Source organism: Streptococcus dentiloxodontae (genome assembly GCF_053206925.1).
In genome coordinates, this window is the sequence record NZ_JBRUHR010000002.1 from 124,683 (window position 1) to 143,688 (window position 19,006).

A 19,006-nucleotide genomic window follows, 5' to 3' on the forward strand; every position below is an offset into this window, starting at 1 on the left:
ATTTTTTGATTTTTCATGTTACAAAATATAACATAAAACAGGATTAATCAATCTTGTGATAAAGATTGTATAAATCCTGCCTGTTTATTTTATATTCTTTGGCTATTTGTTTAATAGCTTGATTAGGTTTTCTGCCCCTTTCGATTAAGGACTGTACCACCTCAAGCGGCGAGGCATTCTCCCGACTCTCTGAATTGGTCTTAATACTGCCATCATTTCCAGCTACAATCAACAAGCATTCACCCTTTAAAGGATGGTCTGCAATATGGTCTATCAGCTCAGAAATACTACCTCGCTGGTATTCCTCATAAACTTTCGTCAATTCTCTTACAAGGGTGACTTGGCGGTCTCCATAAACTTCTAGCATGTTTATCAAAGTAGAGACCACACGATAAGGAGATTCATAAAAAATTTGTGTCTCTGGATAATCTTTTTTCTTTTGGAAAAAGCTGAGCTGCTGTCCTTGTTTTCTGGGTAAAAAGCCATAGAAAACATGTGGCTGCGGTGCCAAACCCGAAGCAATTAAAGCCGTAATACCAGCTGATGCGCCAGGAAGCGCTACTACAGGAATATTTTTCGCAACAGCAGCCTTGACCAAATCATGCCCAGGATCCGAAATAGAAGGCATCCCCGCATCTGATACCTGCGCCAGCGATTTTCCTGACAAAAGTAAGTCAAGCAAATCGGGAATTTTTTCGTAAGCATTATGTTCATGAAAAGAAATCTGCTTGGTTTTAATGTCAAAATGCTTGAGCAAAAGACCTGTATTACGCGTATCTTCAGCACAGATAAAATCAACAGACTGCAGGATATTCACACTGCGGAAAGTCATATCCTGTAAATTACCAATGGGAGTAGGAACAAGGAACAAGCTTCCGCTGCCGCTTGTTTCTTTAAAACTTTTTTGTATCTGCATGTCTAGTCTCCATAAAGAAGCTCTGAACAAAAAGCACAAGCATCATCATTTTCACGACGCTGACCGTAAAAGAAGGTACAGATATGAAAACCATCATCATAAATAGCTTCCAACGTATCCTTTCCATGATGGGGCTTATTGGAGGGCTCTTGTGCCACCTGACTAAGACGCTCCCTTAATTTATCATTTTCCAACTTAAGAGCAGTGTTCTCATTGATAAGCTCATCAATCTTGCCTTTCATAGCCTCAACTTCTGCCAAAGTCAGCATGAGATTTTGCGAGAAATCATCGAATTTGTCAAATAAATCGCGTTTATCCATTCAGACTTACCTCCTCTATTGCATAGGTCAATAAGCTATGCTCCTCACCTAGCGATACCTTAACTGTTTCAGCAATGACATCAATAGCTGCTACCTGACCTTGACCGTCTTTTGTCCAAACCATCTGTCCTAGATCAGGATAATTTTCTTTTGATCTTTGATAAAAATCATCCTCAAAGCTAAGACAGCACATAAGTCTGCCGCAAACGCCAGAAGTCTTACCCGAATTTAGAGACAAATTCTGTTCTTTAGCCATTTTAATAGAAACTGGCGGAAATTCTCCCAAAAAACTTGAACAGCAAAGAGCCCGTCCGCAAGGCCCCAAACCACCATAAATTTTAGCTTCCTCTCTGGTGGAAATTTGACGCAATTCGATGCGGGTCTTAAAAAGTCCAGCCAAATCTTTTAAAAGCTGTCTGAAATCCACACGTTTTTCAGAAACAAATGTAATCAAGACATAAGATTTTTCAAGCGGAAAGACAATATCTATCAACTTCATTTCCAGTTCATTCTTAAGAATTAATTTTTTGACGTGATCCATTTGTCTCTCAGCTAAGAGCAGGTTAGCATGGTAAGTTTCAAAATCTCTTTGCTCAGCTAAACGCAGGACTTTATTCATATGGCTTGGTAAACTGCTCTGTGCAAGGTCGGTATTGCCCAGTACAACCTCTGCCAAGCGTTTTCCTTTTGCTTCTTTTATCACAACAAAATCACCCGGCTTATGGGCTCCATTAGGGAGCACATAAATCAGACTGCCATTTTCTTCAAATTTTATTCCAATAACTTCACTCATGTTAACACCATATATTCTATCGCATTTTGAAAACTGACATTGGCCTGCCACATTTTTTGCGCTTTATAGACTGCCTGCAGGTAATCTCTTGCAGTCTTTATTTTCACTTCTTTGCCTAACTGATAAGTTAATAAGCTAAAGAAAGCCTCTTGCTCATTCTTTTCAGCAACTGCAAAAGATAAGCGAGCTGCCTCCAAATAAAGACTTTCATCCTTAGCCAGCAGCAATTTGGTAAAGCGCTCTGCCATTTTTACCATATCCAACATTTTAGAATCTCGGGCTATAGCTAAGGCCTGAGCCTCATCCTTAGCTAAATCAGCTACAGCAGCAGCCTGACTGAGCAACAAGCCTTCTCTTTGTAAAAGAGATTCCAGATAGACCTTGTTTTTAGGGAAGTAAAAGAGTTGTGCTCTACTTTTGATGGTCGGAAGAATTTTATTTTCATCCGATGTTAACATAACGATATAAATCTGGCTGTGCGGCTCCTCAATGAACTTAAGTAAGCTATTAGCGGCATTGATATGCATCTTCTCAGCCTCACGAATGATAAAAAACTGGGCTTGCCCTTCAAAACCAGACTGACTAAATTCCTGTGTTAAATGACGAATAGTTTCTGTCTTAATAATTTGTCCTGCAGGCTCTATAATCTTGACATCGGAAAATTCACCCTCAGAGATGAGACAGCAACTCCGGCAAATTCCGCAAGGTAAATTATCTGTCAAATTCTGACAAAAACGACTTTGAGCCAACCAGACAGCCATATCAAAACTTCCAAAATCACCCGAAAAAAGATAAGCGTGACTGAGACGATTATCTTTTAAAATCTGTGAAAATTCAGCAAATAGTTTTGTTTGCGCATCAGCTAGCTTCATAAAAATTCCTTCTTAAAGATAGGCTTTAAGTTCCGTCCAAGCATCCTCTACAACAACTTCCAAAGACTGAGAAGCATCAATCATTCTAATACGTTCAGGATCAGCAGCAGCCAAATCCAAATAGCCCTGCCGAACCCTACGGTGCATATCTAATTTTTCCAGGTCCAAACGATTAATCTCCCGATTAGCGTTTTGCGCAATCCGTGATAGACCAGTCTCAGAATCAACATCAAAATAAAGCGTTACATCAGGCTTATAACCATCAGTCGCGTAGTTATTCAGCCAAGAAATTGCAGAGCTATCCAGCCCGCGGCCAGCACCTTGATAAGCCACGGATGAATCAATGAAACGATCCATAATAACCAAATTTCCTTTTTTCAATTCAGGAATCACTTTTTCAACCAAATGCTGACGGCGGGCTGCTATATAGAGCAAAAGTTCCGTTTTATCGTCCATGGCCGTATTTTTGACATCTAAGATAATATCACGAATTTGTTCTGCAATAACCACACCTCCTGGTTCACGAGTCGTGATAACCCGTCCAGAAAAAGTTTCTTGTAAACGTGGCAGCAATTTTTCCAAAACAGTCGTTTTCCCAGCACCATCTGGTCCTTCAAACGAAATCAATAGTCCTTGAGACATAGCGTTTCCTTTATCTATGATAATAGTTTTATTTTACCAAATTTTGATTCAAATTTGAACCAGTAAGTAGCCAAAGGCTAACGAACGGTTAATGGCCATTGTCCAATCAAAAAGCATAGTTAAAGCTATGCTTCTTAAGGATACAGAGACAAATAACATTAGAAAAAAACGCGTTAACCAACACACTAAGTTCAAACAGCTGCAATATCCTATATCTCCACGATTTTCCAAAAAATAAATAGAGGCTTGGAGCAAGCCGCCCTAGCCTCTACAATATTATTTTGCAAAATCCAAAAGTGCAAGGAAACTTGCTGGTTCAAGTGAAGCACCACCTACAAGAGCACCATCCACATCTGGACATGCCATGTATTCGGCAACATTTTCAGGTTTAACTGAACCACCGTATTGAACACGAACTTTATCAGCCACATCTTGACCAAAATCTTTGGCAACAACATCACGAACAACTTTACACATTTTTTGTGCATCATCTTGGCTAGCTGATTTACCAGTACCAATAGCCCAAATTGGCTCGTAAGCAATCACTGAAACTGCTACTTGTTCTGCAGTTAAGCCAGAAAGCGCTGCTGAGACTTGTGCACCCACAAACTCTGCTGCTTTACCTGCTTCATAAGTTTCAAGCGACTCACCACAGCAAATAATTGGAAGCAGACCATTTGCAAAAATTGCTTTTGCTTTTTTATTGATATCTTCATCAGTTTCATGGAAATAATCACGGCGTTCTGAATGCCCGATAACGACATAATCTGTACCGATTTCTTTCAATACTTGCGGACTGTTTTCACCAGTGAAAGCACCTGCATTTTCAAAATAAGTATTTTGAGCTGCAACCTTAAGATTAGACCCTTTAGCAGCTTCAAGAACAGCCGCCAAATCAAGGGCTGGAGCAGCAATCCCGGCTTCAACAAGATCTGATGATGGCAATTTGTCTGCCACTGCTTCCACAAAGGCTTTAGCTTCTTGTGGGTTTTTGTTCATTTTCCAGTTACCAGCAATAAATGGTGTACGTGACATGTTACATACCTCTTCTATTAATTTATTTACTTGTCTATTTTATCACAATTTCCTTTCTATTACTAGAATTTTAGAAAAAATGACAGAACAGAAAAGATACCTTTGCTATAACTATTAAAACAAAGGCTCTATAATATCTGTAGTGGGTAAATCTCATTCAGATATTATAGGGCTTTTTGAGTGTATACACAAAAAGTCCCATATGACTTATAATGAAAAGCGACAAAACCATCATTAGAAAGATTCCTATGGAACACCTTAAGAATACCACAGATTTAATCGGATTGAAAGACAAAAATATCAAAATCTTGTTTGTTTTACAACACCAAACCCACATCGAAATACGGGCAAAGTTGGATTATCAAGCGCCTGACTGTCCTTATTGTCAGGGAAAAATGATTAAATACGACTTTCAGAAAGCTTCAACTATCCCTCTTCTTGATATCCAAGGGATGCCTACCCTTCTAAAGCTCAAAAAGCGTCGCTTTCAGTGCAAAGCCTGCAAGAAAGTTGTTGTATCTGAGACCGATGTTGTGCAGAAAAACGGACAGATTTCCAAACCTGTCTGGGCTAAAATCACTCAGCTGCACACTGAAAAGCTGACTAACTCCGCTATCGCAAAGAAACTCCATATCTCTGTCTCTGCCGTTCAGAGAAAGTTAGCACAATTCACTTTCAAAGAGGATTTCTCCAAACTTCCTAAGGTCTTGAGTTGGGATGAATTCTCTCGAAATAAGGGTAAACTCGCCTTCATCGCTCAAGACTTTGAAACACGAAAGATTGTCACCATCCTTGAAAACAACAGGCAATCAACCATCAAAAACTACTTCTACAAGTATCCTAGAGAGGTTCGCGAGCAGGTTAAAGTGGTAACGGTGGACATGTCTTGTAGCTACATTCCCATCATTAAGCAATTGTTTCCTTGCGCCAAAATTGTTCTTGATCGCTTTCATATCATCCAGCACTTAAGCCGGGCTATGATGACCACTAGAATTGCTATTATGAAGAGCTTTGATAAGAAGTCTCTGCCCTATCGGGCCATGAAAAATCATTGGCGCATTCTTCATAAGGACAGCCGCAAGCTCTCTGACAAGGCCTTCTATTCACGAACCTTTAGGCAAACTTTAACCCCTCGTGAGATTGTCAATAAAACTTTAGCTTTCTCTGATGAACTTCGCTTTTATTATGAGCTTTATCAACTCTTGCTCTTCCATTTTCAAGAAAAGAGACCAACTGAATTCTTTGGACTCATTGAAGACCATTTAAACCGTATCAATCAGGCATTTTCAACCGTCTTCAAGACCTTTCTCAAATACAAAGATTACATCACAAATGCCCTTGAGCTACCTTATTCTAACGCTAAATTGGAAGCTACCAACAAGCTTATCAAGGACATCAAGCGCCAAGCTTTTGGCTTTCGAAACTTCAAAAACTTTAAAACTAAAATTCTTATCGCTTTGAACATGCAAAGAGAGAGAACCAATCTGATTCTCTCTCGTGCTTAGTTATAAGTCACCCACTACAGTTGACAAAGAGCCAAAAAAAGCCGAGAAAAACTCGGCTTTTTACAATTATTGTCTGACGAATAATTGCTATATCTGGGAACTTAATTTCTTAAGCTTCGATTTCAGATACGATACCTGAACCAACAGTACGTCCACCTTCACGGATAGAGAAAGTAGTACCTTGTTCAACGGCGATTGGGTGGATCAATTCAACGTCAATAGTAACGTTATCACCAGGCATAACCATTTCAGTGCCTGCTGGCAATTCAATTGAACCAGTTACGTCAGTTGTACGGAAGTAGAACTGTGGACGGTAGTTGTTAAAGAATGGAGTATGACGTCCACCTTCTTCTTTAGAAAGGACATAAACTTCACCTTTAAATTTAGTGTGTGGATGAATTGAACCTGGTTTAGCAAGAACTTGACCACGTTCGATTTCATCACGTTGGATACCACGAAGAAGAACACCAACGTTGTCTCCTGCAAGACCTTCGTCAAGCTGTTTACGGAACATTTCAACACCAGTAACAACAGCTTTTTGAATGTCATCACGGATACCAACGATTTCAACTTCATCATTGACCTTAACAGTACCACGGTCAATACGTCCTGAAGCAACAGTACCACGACCAGTGATTGAGAAGACATCTTCGACTGGAAGAAGCAATGGTTTGTCTGTATCACGTTCTGGTTCTGGAATGTATTCGTCAACAGTATCCATCAATTCCATGATGATATCTTCATATTTAGAATCACCTTCAAGCGCTTTAAGAGCTGAACCTTGGATAACAGGAAGATCATCACCTGGGAATTCGTATTCTGTAAGAAGATCACGGATTTCCATTTCAACCAATTCAAGCAACTCTTCATCATCAACCAAGTCAACTTTGTTCATGAACACGATAAGGTGTTGAACACCAACTTGGCGTGAAAGAAGGATGTGTTCGCGAGTTTGCGGCATTGGTCCATCAGTAGAAGCAACTACAAGGATAGCACCATCCATTTGGGCAGCACCTGTGATCATGTTTTTAACATAGTCCGCGTGTCCTGGTGCATCAATGTGAGCATAGTGACGTTTTGCAGTTTCGTACTCAACGTGTGCAGTGTTGATAGTGATACCGCGTTCGCGTTCTTCTGGAGCAGCATCGATAGAAGCGTAGTCTTTTGGTGTATTAACTGCGCTTGGAAGACGACGTGCAAGAACTGTAGTGATTGCAGCTGTCAAAGTAGTTTTACCGTGGTCAACGTGTCCAATTGTACCAATGTTAACGTGTGGTTTACTACGATCGTATTTTTCTTTTGCCATTTTAGGAAAAGCCTCCAATAAAATATATTTTATAGATAGACAGTAGGCAATACGGTCTAACTTTACCTTACTATTCTAACAAATTCTATAGAAAATGCAAGTATTTTACATGTTTCAGTTTTCTTTTTATTTAAAGGGTGAATAGTTTCTTCTGAAAGAAGACTTTCAAATTTTCCAAAAAAAGAAAAGAAGTCTCAAAGACTTCTTTTAAGCTGGACAACATTTGAATTGTCAAATTCACTATCTACTGTTGCATCTGATTTTACTTCTTCTAATTCAGCTTGTGCTTCTTGATAAATGTCTTGACGTTTTTCATTGGCATCAATATTAAGCACAAAACCAATAGCAGCTGAAAGAACTAACAGGGAATTCCCTCCTTGGGATAAGAAGGGAAATGTAACACCGGTAGAAGGTATAAGGCCTGAAATCCCGCCAATATTAACAAAAACCTGCATCAGAATCATACTCCCCACTCCGAGAGCAATCATGGAGTTAAAAGGATCCTTAGCCTTAATTCCTACAATCATGATACGCAGGATTAAGAAAAACAGCAAAGCTAGAATCAAACCAGCCCCTATCAGACCTAATTCTTCAATCACAACAGAAAAAACAAAATCTGTGGTCGCTTCTGGTAAATAGCCTGTTTTCTCAATAGAATTTCCTAAGCCAAGACCAAACCAGCCTCCATTTGACATAGCGTAGTAAGAATGAGCCAATTGCAGTCCCGAATCTGTTAGGTCCTTGAAAGGATTAAAGAAGGCAGCGAAACGTTTAGCAACATATCCAAAGATAGGAACCTTGGACATTGTTTCTACCCCAGCTAGAGCAATAATACCTAAAAAAGTAGCCGATACTGTAAAAATACTGGCAAAAACCGCCGAAAACCAACGATAGCCAATACCTGAAATCAAAAACATAATAATGGCTGTCAATACAATAATAGCAGCATTTCCAAGGTCAGGCTGAACAGCAACTAAACCTATCATAACAAGCGAATAAACTCGCCAATCTTTGAAATCCTGAAAAGAACGCGGCAACCATTTATTTTTAGTTAAAGCTTGATAATCGTATTTTTCAATTTTGGATTGACGCTTAGCAAAAGTAAAAGCCAAAAACCAAATGATTATCAGCTTGAGGTATTCTGCAGGCTGAAAAGACAAAGGACCTAAAACAATCCATCCATTAGCTCCATTAATCTCCTGAGTAAAAAATTTGGCAATAATCAAAAGAATAATTTCTACAAACATGATCATTCCCAAAATTTTAGAGTTCTTGAGGAAGTTCAGCTTGAGACGATAAATAAAATAAATGGTCACTAAGGAAACACCCCAAAAAGCTCCTTGGTTCATAACAGAGCTAAATTGGTTAGCTCCATTTGAAACCAAAGTTGCGCTGGTTGTTGAATAAACCACAATTAATCCAACGACTGATAAAATCATATAGGGAATAAGTATAGAATAATTTAAGAGGTGTTTTTTATCAATTTTCATAAGAAGACATACTTTCTATCAATCAGTCCTGCTAAAATGATACGAGAAGGGGAACAAGACTATAACATTTCTATTATAGCATGATACTAACTTAAAAAAAAGCAAAATCAGATGCCGATTTCTGTCTTCCTTATTGAAATAAAACAAAAAGCCCTGTTTAGGCTTTTGTTTATTTAGTACCAACATTGATACGGTTAAGTGCACGGCGAAGAGCAACTTGTGCTCGCTGCACTTCATCAATACGGTCCTCTTTTGCAGCTTCTTCTAAGTCACGCTCAGCACGTAGTTTAGCACGTTCTGCACGCGAAATATCAATATCTCGTTCACGTTCAGCAGAATCAGCAACAATAGTTACCAGATTGTCTTTGATCTCAATAATGCCTCCATTGATAGCAATCCAATCAACATGGCTGTCATCATCAACACGTCTAACCTTGAGTTCATCCACTTCAAGCGGTGCAATCAAATTGATATGATCTGGTAAAATACCGATTTGTCCGTCTTTGGTCACTGCATGAATAAAATTCGCATGATGATCATACTTAAGACCATCCGGTGTTACCACTTGTACGGTCATCTGAGCCATAATATCACCTCATTTAGTAACTCATTGATTGTGCCTTAGCGACAACGTCGTCAATAGGACCGACATTTCGGAAAGCATCTTCAGGAAGATTATCATGCTTTCCTTCTAAAATTTCTTTGAAACCGCGAACCGTTTCAGCAACTGGGACATAAGAACCTGGCTGTCCTGTAAATTGTTCAGCAACATTGAAATTTTGCGACAAGAAGAACTGGATACGGCGAGCACGATTAACCAAAGTTTTTTCTTCGTCTGATAATTCATCCATACCAAGGATGGCAATAATATCCTGTAATTCACGATAACGCTGAAGAACATGCTGAACCTCTGTTGCCACCTGATAATGTTCTTCTCCCACAATTTCAGGCGAGAGTGCGCGGGAACTCGAAGCTAGAGGGTCAACGGCTGGATAAATCCCCATCTGTGTCAACTTACGTTCCAAGTTGGTTGTTGAATCCAAGTGAGCGAATGCTGTAGCTGGCGCTGGGTCAGTGTAGTCGTCGGCTGGCACATAGATGGCCTGAATAGAGGTAACCGAACCTTTTTTAGTTGACGTAATACGCTCCTGTAATTGCCCCATTTCAGTTGCAAGTGTTGGCTGATAACCAACGGCTGATGGCATCCGCCCCAAAAGAGCAGATACCTCTGAACCAGCCTGCGTGAAACGAAAGATATTATCAATGAAAAGAAGCACGTCTTGTCCTTCCACATCACGGAAGTATTCGGCAATCGTCAGACCAGTCAAGGCAACACGCATCCGTGCTCCGGGCGGTTCATTCATTTGTCCAAAGACCATAGCGGTTTTTTCAATAACGCCAGATTCTTTCATTTCCCAATAAAGGTCATTCCCTTCACGAGTGCGCTCTCCAACACCTGTAAATACTGAAATACCACCGTGTTCTTGCGCAATATTATGAATAAGTTCCTGAATCAAAACGGTTTTCCCAACACCGGCACCACCAAAGAGTCCAACTTTACCTCCCTTAAGGTAGGGAGCAAGCAAGTCAATAACCTTAATACCAGTTTCAAGAATTTCTGTTGACGTAGACAGTTCGTCAAATGTTGGTGCTTTTTTATGAATAGGTTCCCGTGCTGCATCTTCTGCAAACGGTGCTTCCAAGTCAATAGCATCTCCAAGAACATTGAAGACACGCCCCAAAGTTTCCTGTCCAACGGGAACACTGATAGGACGACCGGTGTCCAGTACTTCAAGACCACGAGTCAAACCATCTGTTGACTCCATAGCGATAGTACGAACAACCCCTTCTCCAAGTTCAAGAGCGACTTCAAGCACAATACGTTTAGACTGTTCTCCGCCAGTATAAACGACCAATGCATTGTTAATCTCAGGAAGTTTATCGCCTGCTGCAAATGCAACATCTACAACGGGACCAACAACCTGAGCAATTTTGCCTGAGCTCATTGTTTTCTCCTTATCTTGATAACAGAGGCAATGAATTTCCTGCCTTTGTTTATTTTGTTGAGCATAGCTGAGCTAAACCCATTTTTTCTGCTTAAGTACTAAATCTAATCAAGTGCGCTTGCACCTGCAACAATCTCAGTAATCTCTTGAGTAATAGCTGCTTGGCGCGCACGATTATACTGAATAGTCAAATCATTAATCACATTTTTAGCATTATCAGTAGCTGTCTGCATAGCCGTCATACCTGCTGCATGCTCTGCTGTTTTTGCATCAACAATCGCTCCATAAATCAAGCTTTCAGCATATTGCGGTAAGAGCTGCTCTAAAATCGTATCCCGATCTGGTTCCAATTCAAACTTACTGGAGGCACGCCCTTCAGATTCATTGGGATCCAGATCAGCAATTGGCAGCATCTGTTCAACACGGACTTCACTGGTCAAACTGTTCACATGGTGATTGTAACATACATAAAGCTCATCAAAGAGTTCATTTTGGTACATACCAACAGCTTTTGAAATGATTTGCCCTACTTGTTCAAAGGTCGGATGATCATCCAAACCACGCAATTCGAAGGCAACATTCATCCCACGTGCCTTGAAGAAATCAGAGCCCGTTCCACCGATAGAGATTATTGAATATTCCTCTTCAGAATCATGATCCTGAGTAATCATATCCAAAACAGATTTAAGAATGGTGGAATTATACCCTCCAACCAAACCTTTATCTGAAGTAATAACGATATAACCGGTTTTTTGAACCGGACGCGCTTCCAGCATGGGATTTGAAGCTCCATTGATCAATTCGGAATGCAGAAGATCCGTTGTAATTTGTCTAATTTTTGAGGCATAGATTTGAAAATCCTTGGCTGCTTGTTCTGAACGCGTCAATTTGCTGGCTGATACCATCTGCATAGCCCCTGTAATTTGACTCGTTTTTTTAGTCGAAGCAATTTTGGCCTGAATTTCACTTAGAGAGCCTGCCATACGCTGTCCTCCCTATTTCTATTTGTATTCCGACTGTTCTTTAAAGGCTTGTATAGCTTCATCAAGGACGGACTCTTCCGGAAGGTCTTTTGTCTTACGAATTGTTTCAAAAATCTCTTGATAATGAGAATCAAAATAATCGTAGAGTGCTTCTTCAAATTCCAAAATGTGATCAACAGGCACACTGTCCAAAAAACCGTGGGTCAGAGCATATAAAATCACAACTTGCTTTTCAACCGAAAGCGGCTTATGAAGCGGCTGTTTGAGGACTTCCACTGTGCGGCGGCCACGATTAAGTTTAGCCTGTGTTGCCGCATCCAAATCTGAACCGAATTGTGTGAAAGCCTCCAATTCACGATAAGAAGCCAAATCAAGACGGAGCGTTCCTGCAACTTTCTTCATAGCTTTAATTTGAGCAGAGCCCCCGACACGTGATACCGAAGAACCAGCATCAATAGCCGGACGGATTCCAGAATTGAAGAGATTTTCTTGCAAGAAGATTTGACCATCTGTAATCGAGATGACATTTGTTGCGATATAAGCCGAGATATCTCCAGCCTGCGTTTCGATAAATGGCAGAGCTGTAATTGAGCCGCCGCCCAATTCATCAGAAAGCTTGGCAGAACGTTCTAAAAGACGACTATGGAGATAGAAAACATCACCCGGATAAGCTTCACGTCCTGGCGGACGACGCAAAAGCAGAGAAAGTTCACGATAAGCCACCGCTTGTTTTGATAAATCATCATAAACAATCAAAGCATGCTTACCGTTGTACATAAACTCTTCTGCCATGGCAACACCTGCATAAGGAGCAATGTAAAGTAAAGGTGATGGCTGCGAAGCCGATGCTGTAACGACAATGGTATAATCAAGGGCACCATGCTTGCGCAATGTTTCAACTTGTGTACGAACTGTTGACTCTTTTTGACCAATAGCCACATAGATACAAATCATATCTTGTCCCTTTTGATTCAAGATAGTATCAATGGCGATGGAAGTTTTACCAGTTTGACGGTCACCAATAATCAGCTCACGCTGACCACGTCCGATAGGAACCAAAGCATCAATAGCTTTCAAACCTGTCTGTAAAGGCTCAGAAACGGATTGACGCTGCATAACACCTGGTGCTGGTGTTTCAACCGGACGGCTTGCAGTTGTTTCAATATCTCCCAAACCATCGACAGGCTGCCCAAGCGGGTTAACGACACGGCCAATGAGAGCCTGACCAACCGGTACTTCCATGATTTTACCGGTACGTTTAACGATGTCTCCTTCACGGATATTGTCAAAATCACCTAAAATAATGATACCAACATCATTGGTTTCAAGGTTTTGCGCCATACCATAGGCACCGTTTTCAAATTCAAGCAGTTCACCGCTCATAGCGTTATCAAGGCCACGAGCACGTGCGATACCATCACCGATGTAGGTGACAACTCCAGTTTCTGTGACGTCAAAATTTGGCTGGAAGTTTTCAATTTGCTTTTTAATTAAAGCGCTAATTTCTTGTGCATTAATTGCCAAAAGTCACACCACTTTCTATTTAAGATTCGATTTAAAGGCCTGTAATTGACGACGGATACTTGTGTCAATAACCTTATTTTTAGCTGTAACGACGAAACCTCCGATTAAGTTTTCATCAATTTTTTCCACCAAACGACGCGGTTTAAATTCAAACTTTTGAGCAACGAGCTTCAAAAGCCGTTCTTTTTGACCTTCTGATAGCGCTAAAGAACTTGTAACGACCACATCGTATTCATTGTTTTCTTGACTGAAAAGTTCAAGCGTTTGTTTTAGGATATCATAAAGAAGATCTGTACGCTCATTTAGTAAGATTACCTCAAGAAAATTGTTCATATAAACTGAACAAGACTCTTGAAACAAGCTCACAACTCTTTTTTTATCCTCTGTCAAGACATTTTCTTGCTTCAAAAAAGTATTGAGATTTGTTTCTTCAAAAACTGCCAAGATTTGGCTTGCCTCTTCTTGGATAACAGATGCAGCATCCTGTTCAAAAGACACTTCCACCAAACTTTTGGCATATTGTTTGACAAGGCCTTGTGTTTTTTTATCCATTAGGCATCTCCTAATTGATCAAGATAACTATCAATAAGCTCTGACTGAGCTCTTTGATCAAGGTTTTGCTTCATGACTTTCTCCGCTAAAAGAACAGTCAAATCAGCAACTTCACCTCTAACACTGGTCAGGGCTTCTTCTTTACTCTGAGCAATATCCTGACTTGCTTTGTCTTTTAGACGTTTAGCTTCATCATGTGCTTCTGCTATAATTTTAGATTCTTGATTTTTCCCAGTTTCTTTAGCATCATCAATAATTTTACTAGCTTCGCTGCGGGCACCATCAAGTTCATTTTGACGCTTAACCGCAAGTTCTTCTGCTTCTTGACGAGCCTTTTGAGCCCCATCAATATCGTTAGCAATTTTCTCTTCACGAGCTTTGAAAATTCCTGTGATTTGTTCCCATGCAAAGATCTTGATAAGAACAAATAAAAGGAGAACTGAACCAGTCGTAATGATGATATTACCGATGCTGGTACTATTGATTAGTGTTTCCATGACGGACTCCCTTCTTATTCTTCTTGATCATCAACTGCGATTTTTTCCGCAATGTACTTAGACGACAAAATAGTAAAGACGTAAGCTTGAATACAGCCAATAAAGGCAGAAAAGACAACCCAAGCCATGTTTAAAACAAAAGCCGCTGTTCCAAAAAGCCAATTTGATGTTCCAAAACCAACAATCAGAGACATAACAACTTCACCAGCATAGATATTCCCATAAAGACGAAGAGCTAAGGACAAAAGATTTGTGAATTGCTCAAGAATATTCATAGGAAGCATAACTGGATAAGGAGACAGATATCCTTTTAGATAACCTATCATACCCTTTTTGCGAATTCCTTCAAAGTGGCAGATAATTGCTACTATTAAAGAAAGGGTGAAATCAACCATAAAAGTTGAGGTCGGAGATGTCCAAAAGTTGTATTTTTCTGTTTCCAGCTTGGTTAAAAGTCCTAAGTTGTTGGCTACCAAAATAAAGAAGAAGAAAGTAAACATGAGCAGACTGTAATTTTGTGTATACTTGCCAAAATTCGGCCGAATAGTATTTTGCACAAATTCATAGATATACTCAATAAAAACCTGCTTACCTTTTGGTTTTACAGTCATTTTTCGACTTGCCCAAAAAATGATAATAAAGGCAAGCAATACCGTCAAGAGAGACATGGCCAGCACGGTCAAATCAAAGTCGATTCCAAATAACTGAATCGTTGGATTTTGTGTTGATTCCAACCTTATCCCCCTTTCTGTATACTTCTAACATATCAACTCGCAGCGTTAGCGAGTGGTAACAAAGAAAGTTGATGCCAGAAGAACAAAGAAAGTACCTTCAATAAAGGCAACACCTAAGAACATAACAGTTTGAAGTTTACCATACATTTCTGGCTGACGTGCAACTGATTTTGCGATATTGGCAACGAGGATGCCCTCACCAAGACTGACACCCATACAGGCAATACCAAGTGCAAGAATTGCTAAATTCATAATGAATTCTCCTTAAAAATTTTTTTACTCCGTTATTTTAGTCCTATTTCAATTCAAAGTCAACGAAATGGCGATTTTTTAATGACTTTCAAAAGAGTTTTCTAACCTTTTCTGACCTTTACTGAAAATAATCTTAATCTTTTCAATTAATTATAAACAAAACATAGTTCTCAAAACCGTTGATAGACTTGACAAATGGCAGAAAAAGAGAGTGGGATCAAAATCAGTAATTCAAAGAATTTGATTTCGATTCCACTCCCGCACAATTAGTTAAGATAGCCGCTATCCCGCCAGCAATAGTTTATTGCTCAAACAATTCTCAATTGTTTGAGGTGGGAAATAAGACTTGCAAAGCAAGTATCAAAAAGCACCTAATGAACTGTTCAGAAAAAAACTCTGAGTTGACTAAAGTCAACAGAGTTTCTCTCAACCACTGTATCTTGCAAGTAAAATAACAAAAATATAAGGAATTGGATACTTCTTATACGTAATCTTCACGATTACACTCTTCTGTGGGTGATTGCACAGCAATCATCGTGGTTTGTCCTAGCATCTTTCTAACGCAGAACTTCTCATTTGCAGCTTCTAGTCGTGAATATTTTCAACATCTTCTACTTCTTCCTTGAATTTCTGTGCAATAGCTTCTAAGGCCAATTCTTCCTTATCAGGTAGACTGATTGCATCGTCTGAAATCTCATCAGTATTAGCATAGAATTCAATATGGTTTTTCAAATTTAGTAATTGAATTGGAGCATCACCCCCATATTCACCATCCAAATTAATCATCATCCTATCCTTGCTTAAGGGTTCAATCTTGATTTTGCTGGTTTTAATGTATTCAATATTTTTGTCATTAACATGGCGTCCTCCCATGAGAACCAATCGAATCAAACCCATCAGTTCAAATAGATTAGATGTTTTTACCAAAAGCAAGGTGAATTTCCCATCATCTAGCTTAGCATCTGGAGCAATCGTTTCAAAGCCGCCGACCGAATTTGTCAAGGCGACAAAAATCATAGACAGACTGCCTTCAAAAACACCATTATCATGGGTAATTTTAACGGGAACTTTTTTAACCTGAGGCAGTAGTTCCACTCCCTTGGCTAAATAAGCCAAGTATCCCAGCATCGTCTTTAACTTGCTGGGAACACTGTAGGTAAGCTCTGTGAGTGAACCTGCAGCAGCAATATTGATGAAATACTTATCAGCATAAGCGCGGCCAATATCCATTTGAATTGTTTGATTTTTAGCAATAACCTTGGCCGCCTCAATAGGATTGCCACGAGGAACTTTCAGGGCTCTAGCAAAATCATTGGTTGTTCCGGTTGGAATAATAGCCATTTGAGGACGGTGCTTCAAAGGAGCAATTCCTGAAACAACCTCATTGATCGTTCCATCTCCGCCAGCTGCAATGATGAGATCAAATCCCGCTAAGGCAGCACGCTTTGCTTCGTTTTTGGCAGAATATAAATCTGGTGTGGTTTGAAAAGTTGATGTTTCATAACCCGATTGTTCCAAAATATCAAGAACTTCAGCCACATTTTTTTTCATGATTTCCTGACCCGATGTTGGGTTGTAAATCAAACGTGCACGTTTTCGACTTGCCATAATAGTCTCCTATAAATCCAATAACCAAGCCTCATCTTGGATCTCAACTCCTAAGCTCTGTGCCTTGGCTAATTTACTGCCTGCTTCTTCACCTGCAATGACCAAGTCTGTTTTCTTTGAGACAGAACCTGTAACTTTAGCACCGAGACTTTCCAACTTCGCCTTTGCTTCGCTGCGTTTTAATGTTGACAAAGTTCCCGTCAGAACTGCTGTTTTTCCTGATAAAGGAGCATCTGCTGCCACTCTTTGTCCTAGGTAAGATAAATTGACACCACAGGCTTTTAATTCATCCAGCAGTTTTTGAGCACCTTCCGTTGCAAAATAGCTGCGCAGGCTCTTAGCGATGACACCACCCAGTCCCTCAATGCTGGCAATAGTGGCTTCATCCGAAGTAGCCAGCTCTGCTATCGTTCCAAAGTATTCTAATAATTGACGGCTAACCTTGGCACCAACATGACGAATTCCCAAACCAAACAGAAGTTTCTCTGCTGAATTTGCTTTAGAAGCTTGAATAGCATTATAAAATTTATCAGCAGACTTTTCTTTGACCCCTTCCAGAGTTAAGAAATCCTGACGGCTAAGCCTGTAAATGTCAGCCACGTCTGTTACAAGTCCAGCCTCAAACATTTTTTCTACGAGAGAAGGTCCCAGACCTGTGATATTCATAGCATCTCGTGAAGCAAAATGAATCAGTTTTTCTTTCAACTGAGCTGGACAGGACGGATTAATACAGCGCAGAGCCACTTCATCTTCATAGTGCAAAAGCTCACTGCCGCAAGATGGGCAATGGGTGGGTACTTCCATTGGTTTTTGAGCAATACGCTTCTTTTCGACCACATGCAGCACCGCAGGAATAATATCCCCTGCTTTATAGACAACGACCGTATCACCGATACGGATATCCTTTTCTGCAATATAATCAACATTGTGCAAAGTAGCACGGCTGACCCTAGTTCCGGCTAATTGAACAGGACTAAGGTTAGCAGTTGGTGTGACGACACCTGTTCGTCCAACCTGCCAATCAACTGATAAGAGCTCTGCTTCCTTCTCCTCAGCAGGAAACTTATAAGCGATTGCCCAGCGAGGCGCTTTTACCGTAAAGCCGAGTTCTTCTTGCATAGCAAGACTATTTACCTTGATAACAACACCATCAATATCATAAGCTAAGCTGTCACGTTCTGCAGCAACTTCTTGAATAAACTCCCAAACTGCATCCATGGAAGAAGTTACAATACGGCGCGGATTGACAGAAAATCCAAGTTCAGCAACTTCATTAAGCACATCATTTTGCGTTAAACGGCTGGTAGGACTGGCTTCTTGATAAAGAAATGTTGACAAGCGGCGCTTAGCAACAACTGCTGTATCTAATTGGCGCAGTGTTCCTGCAGCAGCATTTCGCGGGTTAGCAAACTCAGTTTCTCCATTTTCCTGCCGTTCTAAATTAATACGCTCAAACTCTTTGCGTGAAAGATAACATTCTCCTCTCACCGTGATATTCAAAGGTTGCTCTAATGCCAAAGGAACATCCTGAACACGTTTTAAATTTTCCGTGATGTTTTCCCCAACAGTCCCATCACCGCGGGTTGCTCCAGCCTGCAGGCGACCATTCACATAAGTCAGAGATATGGACAGACCATCAATTTTCAGCTCTGCCATGTAACTTGCCTGAGGAAATTCTTCCTTAATTCGTCGGTCAAAAGCCTGCAGTTCTTCCTGCGAAAAGGCATCCTGCAGACTGTAGAGAGGGTATTCATGCTGATACTTTTCAAAACCTTCAAGGACAATATCTCCTACACGATGGGTTGGACTGTTTTCCTGAATTAATTCTGGGTGTGCTGCTTCAAGTTCTACTAGTTCACGGTACAATTTGTCGTACTCAGCATCTGAGACACTGGGATTGTCTTTTGTGTAATATTCCTTAGCATACTGGTTAAGCAGTCTCACCAGTTCTTTCATACGATTTTCCATGAC

19 protein-coding genes are annotated in these 19,006 nt (G+C 40.2%); 1 reads left to right on the plus strand and 18 read right to left on the minus strand.

From position 1 onward, the window contains the following. Positions 1–43: 43 nt before the first annotated feature. The 6 genes from rsmI to tpiA form a co-directional block, all read right to left on the minus strand. Complete coding sequence (rsmI, locus tag ACVRZ8_RS02050) at positions 44–916, minus strand: 16S rRNA (cytidine(1402)-2'-O)-methyltransferase (RefSeq protein WP_447447666.1); 873 nt, start codon at positions 914–916, stop codon at positions 44–46. 2 nt (positions 917–918) lie between these two features. Then, positions 919–1,236, minus strand: coding sequence for a DNA replication initiation control protein YabA (yabA, locus tag ACVRZ8_RS02055; RefSeq protein WP_447447667.1), 318 nt, complete (start codon positions 1,234–1,236; stop codon positions 919–921). After that, a complete protein-coding gene (locus ACVRZ8_RS02060) occupies positions 1,229–2,029 on the minus strand; it encodes a PSP1 domain-containing protein (RefSeq protein WP_447447668.1) in 801 nt (266 codons plus the stop codon). The genes yabA and ACVRZ8_RS02060 overlap by 8 nt, the downstream gene beginning before the upstream one ends. Then, positions 2,026–2,901, minus strand: coding sequence for a DNA polymerase III subunit delta' (locus tag ACVRZ8_RS02065; RefSeq protein ID WP_447447669.1), 876 nt, complete (start codon positions 2,899–2,901; stop codon positions 2,026–2,028). The genes ACVRZ8_RS02060 and ACVRZ8_RS02065 overlap by 4 nt, the downstream gene beginning before the upstream one ends. Positions 2,902–2,913: 12 nt before the next feature. Then, a complete protein-coding gene (tmk, locus tag ACVRZ8_RS02070) occupies positions 2,914–3,543 on the minus strand; it encodes a dTMP kinase (RefSeq protein WP_447447670.1) in 630 nt (209 codons plus the stop codon). A 276-nt stretch (positions 3,544–3,819) separates the two neighbouring features. Next, positions 3,820–4,578: a triose-phosphate isomerase gene (gene tpiA / locus ACVRZ8_RS02075; protein ID WP_447447671.1), complete on the minus strand. Its 759-nt coding sequence runs from the start codon at positions 4,576–4,578 to the stop codon at positions 3,820–3,822. Positions 4,579–4,826: 248 nt separating this feature from the next. On the opposite strand from tpiA, the gene ACVRZ8_RS02080 reads away from it, so the two are divergent. Beyond that, positions 4,827–6,083, plus strand: a complete 1,257-nt coding sequence (locus tag ACVRZ8_RS02080; RefSeq protein ID WP_447447804.1) for an ISL3 family transposase — start codon at positions 4,827–4,829, stop codon at positions 6,081–6,083. A 109-nt stretch (positions 6,084–6,192) separates the two neighbouring features. Here ACVRZ8_RS02080 and tuf read toward each other — a convergent pair whose 3' ends face one another. The 12 genes from tuf to ligA all read right to left on the minus strand — a co-directional run bounded on the left by tuf (position 6,193) and on the right by ligA (position 19,003). Continuing rightward, positions 6,193–7,389, minus strand: a complete 1,197-nt coding sequence (tuf, locus tag ACVRZ8_RS02085) for an elongation factor Tu (protein WP_447447672.1) — start codon at positions 7,387–7,389, stop codon at positions 6,193–6,195. Positions 7,390–7,583: 194 nt separating this feature from the next. After that, positions 7,584–8,879, minus strand: coding sequence for a cell division peptidoglycan polymerase FtsW (gene ftsW, locus ACVRZ8_RS02090; protein ID WP_447447673.1), 1,296 nt, complete (start codon positions 8,877–8,879; stop codon positions 7,584–7,586). A 169-nt stretch (positions 8,880–9,048) separates the two neighbouring features. Beyond that, positions 9,049–9,465: a F0F1 ATP synthase subunit epsilon gene (locus ACVRZ8_RS02095; protein WP_447447674.1), complete on the minus strand. Its 417-nt coding sequence runs from the start codon at positions 9,463–9,465 to the stop codon at positions 9,049–9,051. A 13-nt stretch (positions 9,466–9,478) separates the two neighbouring features. Further along, entirely contained in the window at positions 9,479–10,885 is a 1,407-nt protein-coding gene (gene atpD, locus ACVRZ8_RS02100) for a F0F1 ATP synthase subunit beta (protein WP_447447675.1), read from the minus strand. 104 nt (positions 10,886–10,989) lie between these two features. After that, positions 10,990–11,868 carry a F0F1 ATP synthase subunit gamma gene (locus tag ACVRZ8_RS02105; protein ID WP_447447676.1) on the minus strand — a complete coding sequence of 293 codons (879 nt, stop codon included), beginning with the start codon at positions 11,866–11,868 and terminating at the stop codon, positions 10,990–10,992. Between the two features lie 18 nt (positions 11,869–11,886). Continuing rightward, positions 11,887–13,392 carry a F0F1 ATP synthase subunit alpha gene (gene atpA, locus ACVRZ8_RS02110; protein WP_447447677.1) on the minus strand — a complete coding sequence of 502 codons (1,506 nt, stop codon included), beginning with the start codon at positions 13,390–13,392 and terminating at the stop codon, positions 11,887–11,889. 15 nt (positions 13,393–13,407) lie between these two features. Next, positions 13,408–13,944: a F0F1 ATP synthase subunit delta gene (locus tag ACVRZ8_RS02115; RefSeq protein WP_447447678.1), complete on the minus strand. Its 537-nt coding sequence runs from the start codon at positions 13,942–13,944 to the stop codon at positions 13,408–13,410. Continuing rightward, entirely contained in the window at positions 13,944–14,441 is a 498-nt protein-coding gene (atpF, locus tag ACVRZ8_RS02120) for a F0F1 ATP synthase subunit B (RefSeq protein ID WP_447447679.1), read from the minus strand. Before atpF ends, ACVRZ8_RS02115 begins: the two co-directional genes overlap by 1 nt. 14 nt (positions 14,442–14,455) lie before the next feature. Further along, a complete protein-coding gene (gene atpB, locus ACVRZ8_RS02125) occupies positions 14,456–15,175 on the minus strand; it encodes a F0F1 ATP synthase subunit A (protein ID WP_447447680.1) in 720 nt (239 codons plus the stop codon). Between the two features lie 45 nt (positions 15,176–15,220). Then, on the minus strand, positions 15,221–15,430 hold the full coding sequence (locus tag ACVRZ8_RS02130) for a F0F1 ATP synthase subunit C (protein WP_447447805.1): 210 nt from the start codon (positions 15,428–15,430) through the stop codon (positions 15,221–15,223). Positions 15,431–16,012: 582 nt separating this feature from the next. After that, entirely contained in the window at positions 16,013–17,035 is a 1,023-nt protein-coding gene (locus ACVRZ8_RS02135; RefSeq protein ID WP_447447681.1) for a diacylglycerol kinase, read from the minus strand. 9 nt (positions 17,036–17,044) lie between these two features. Next, complete coding sequence (ligA, locus tag ACVRZ8_RS02140; RefSeq protein WP_447447682.1) at positions 17,045–19,003, minus strand: NAD-dependent DNA ligase LigA; 1,959 nt, start codon at positions 19,001–19,003, stop codon at positions 17,045–17,047. Positions 19,004–19,006 lie beyond the last annotated feature (3 nt).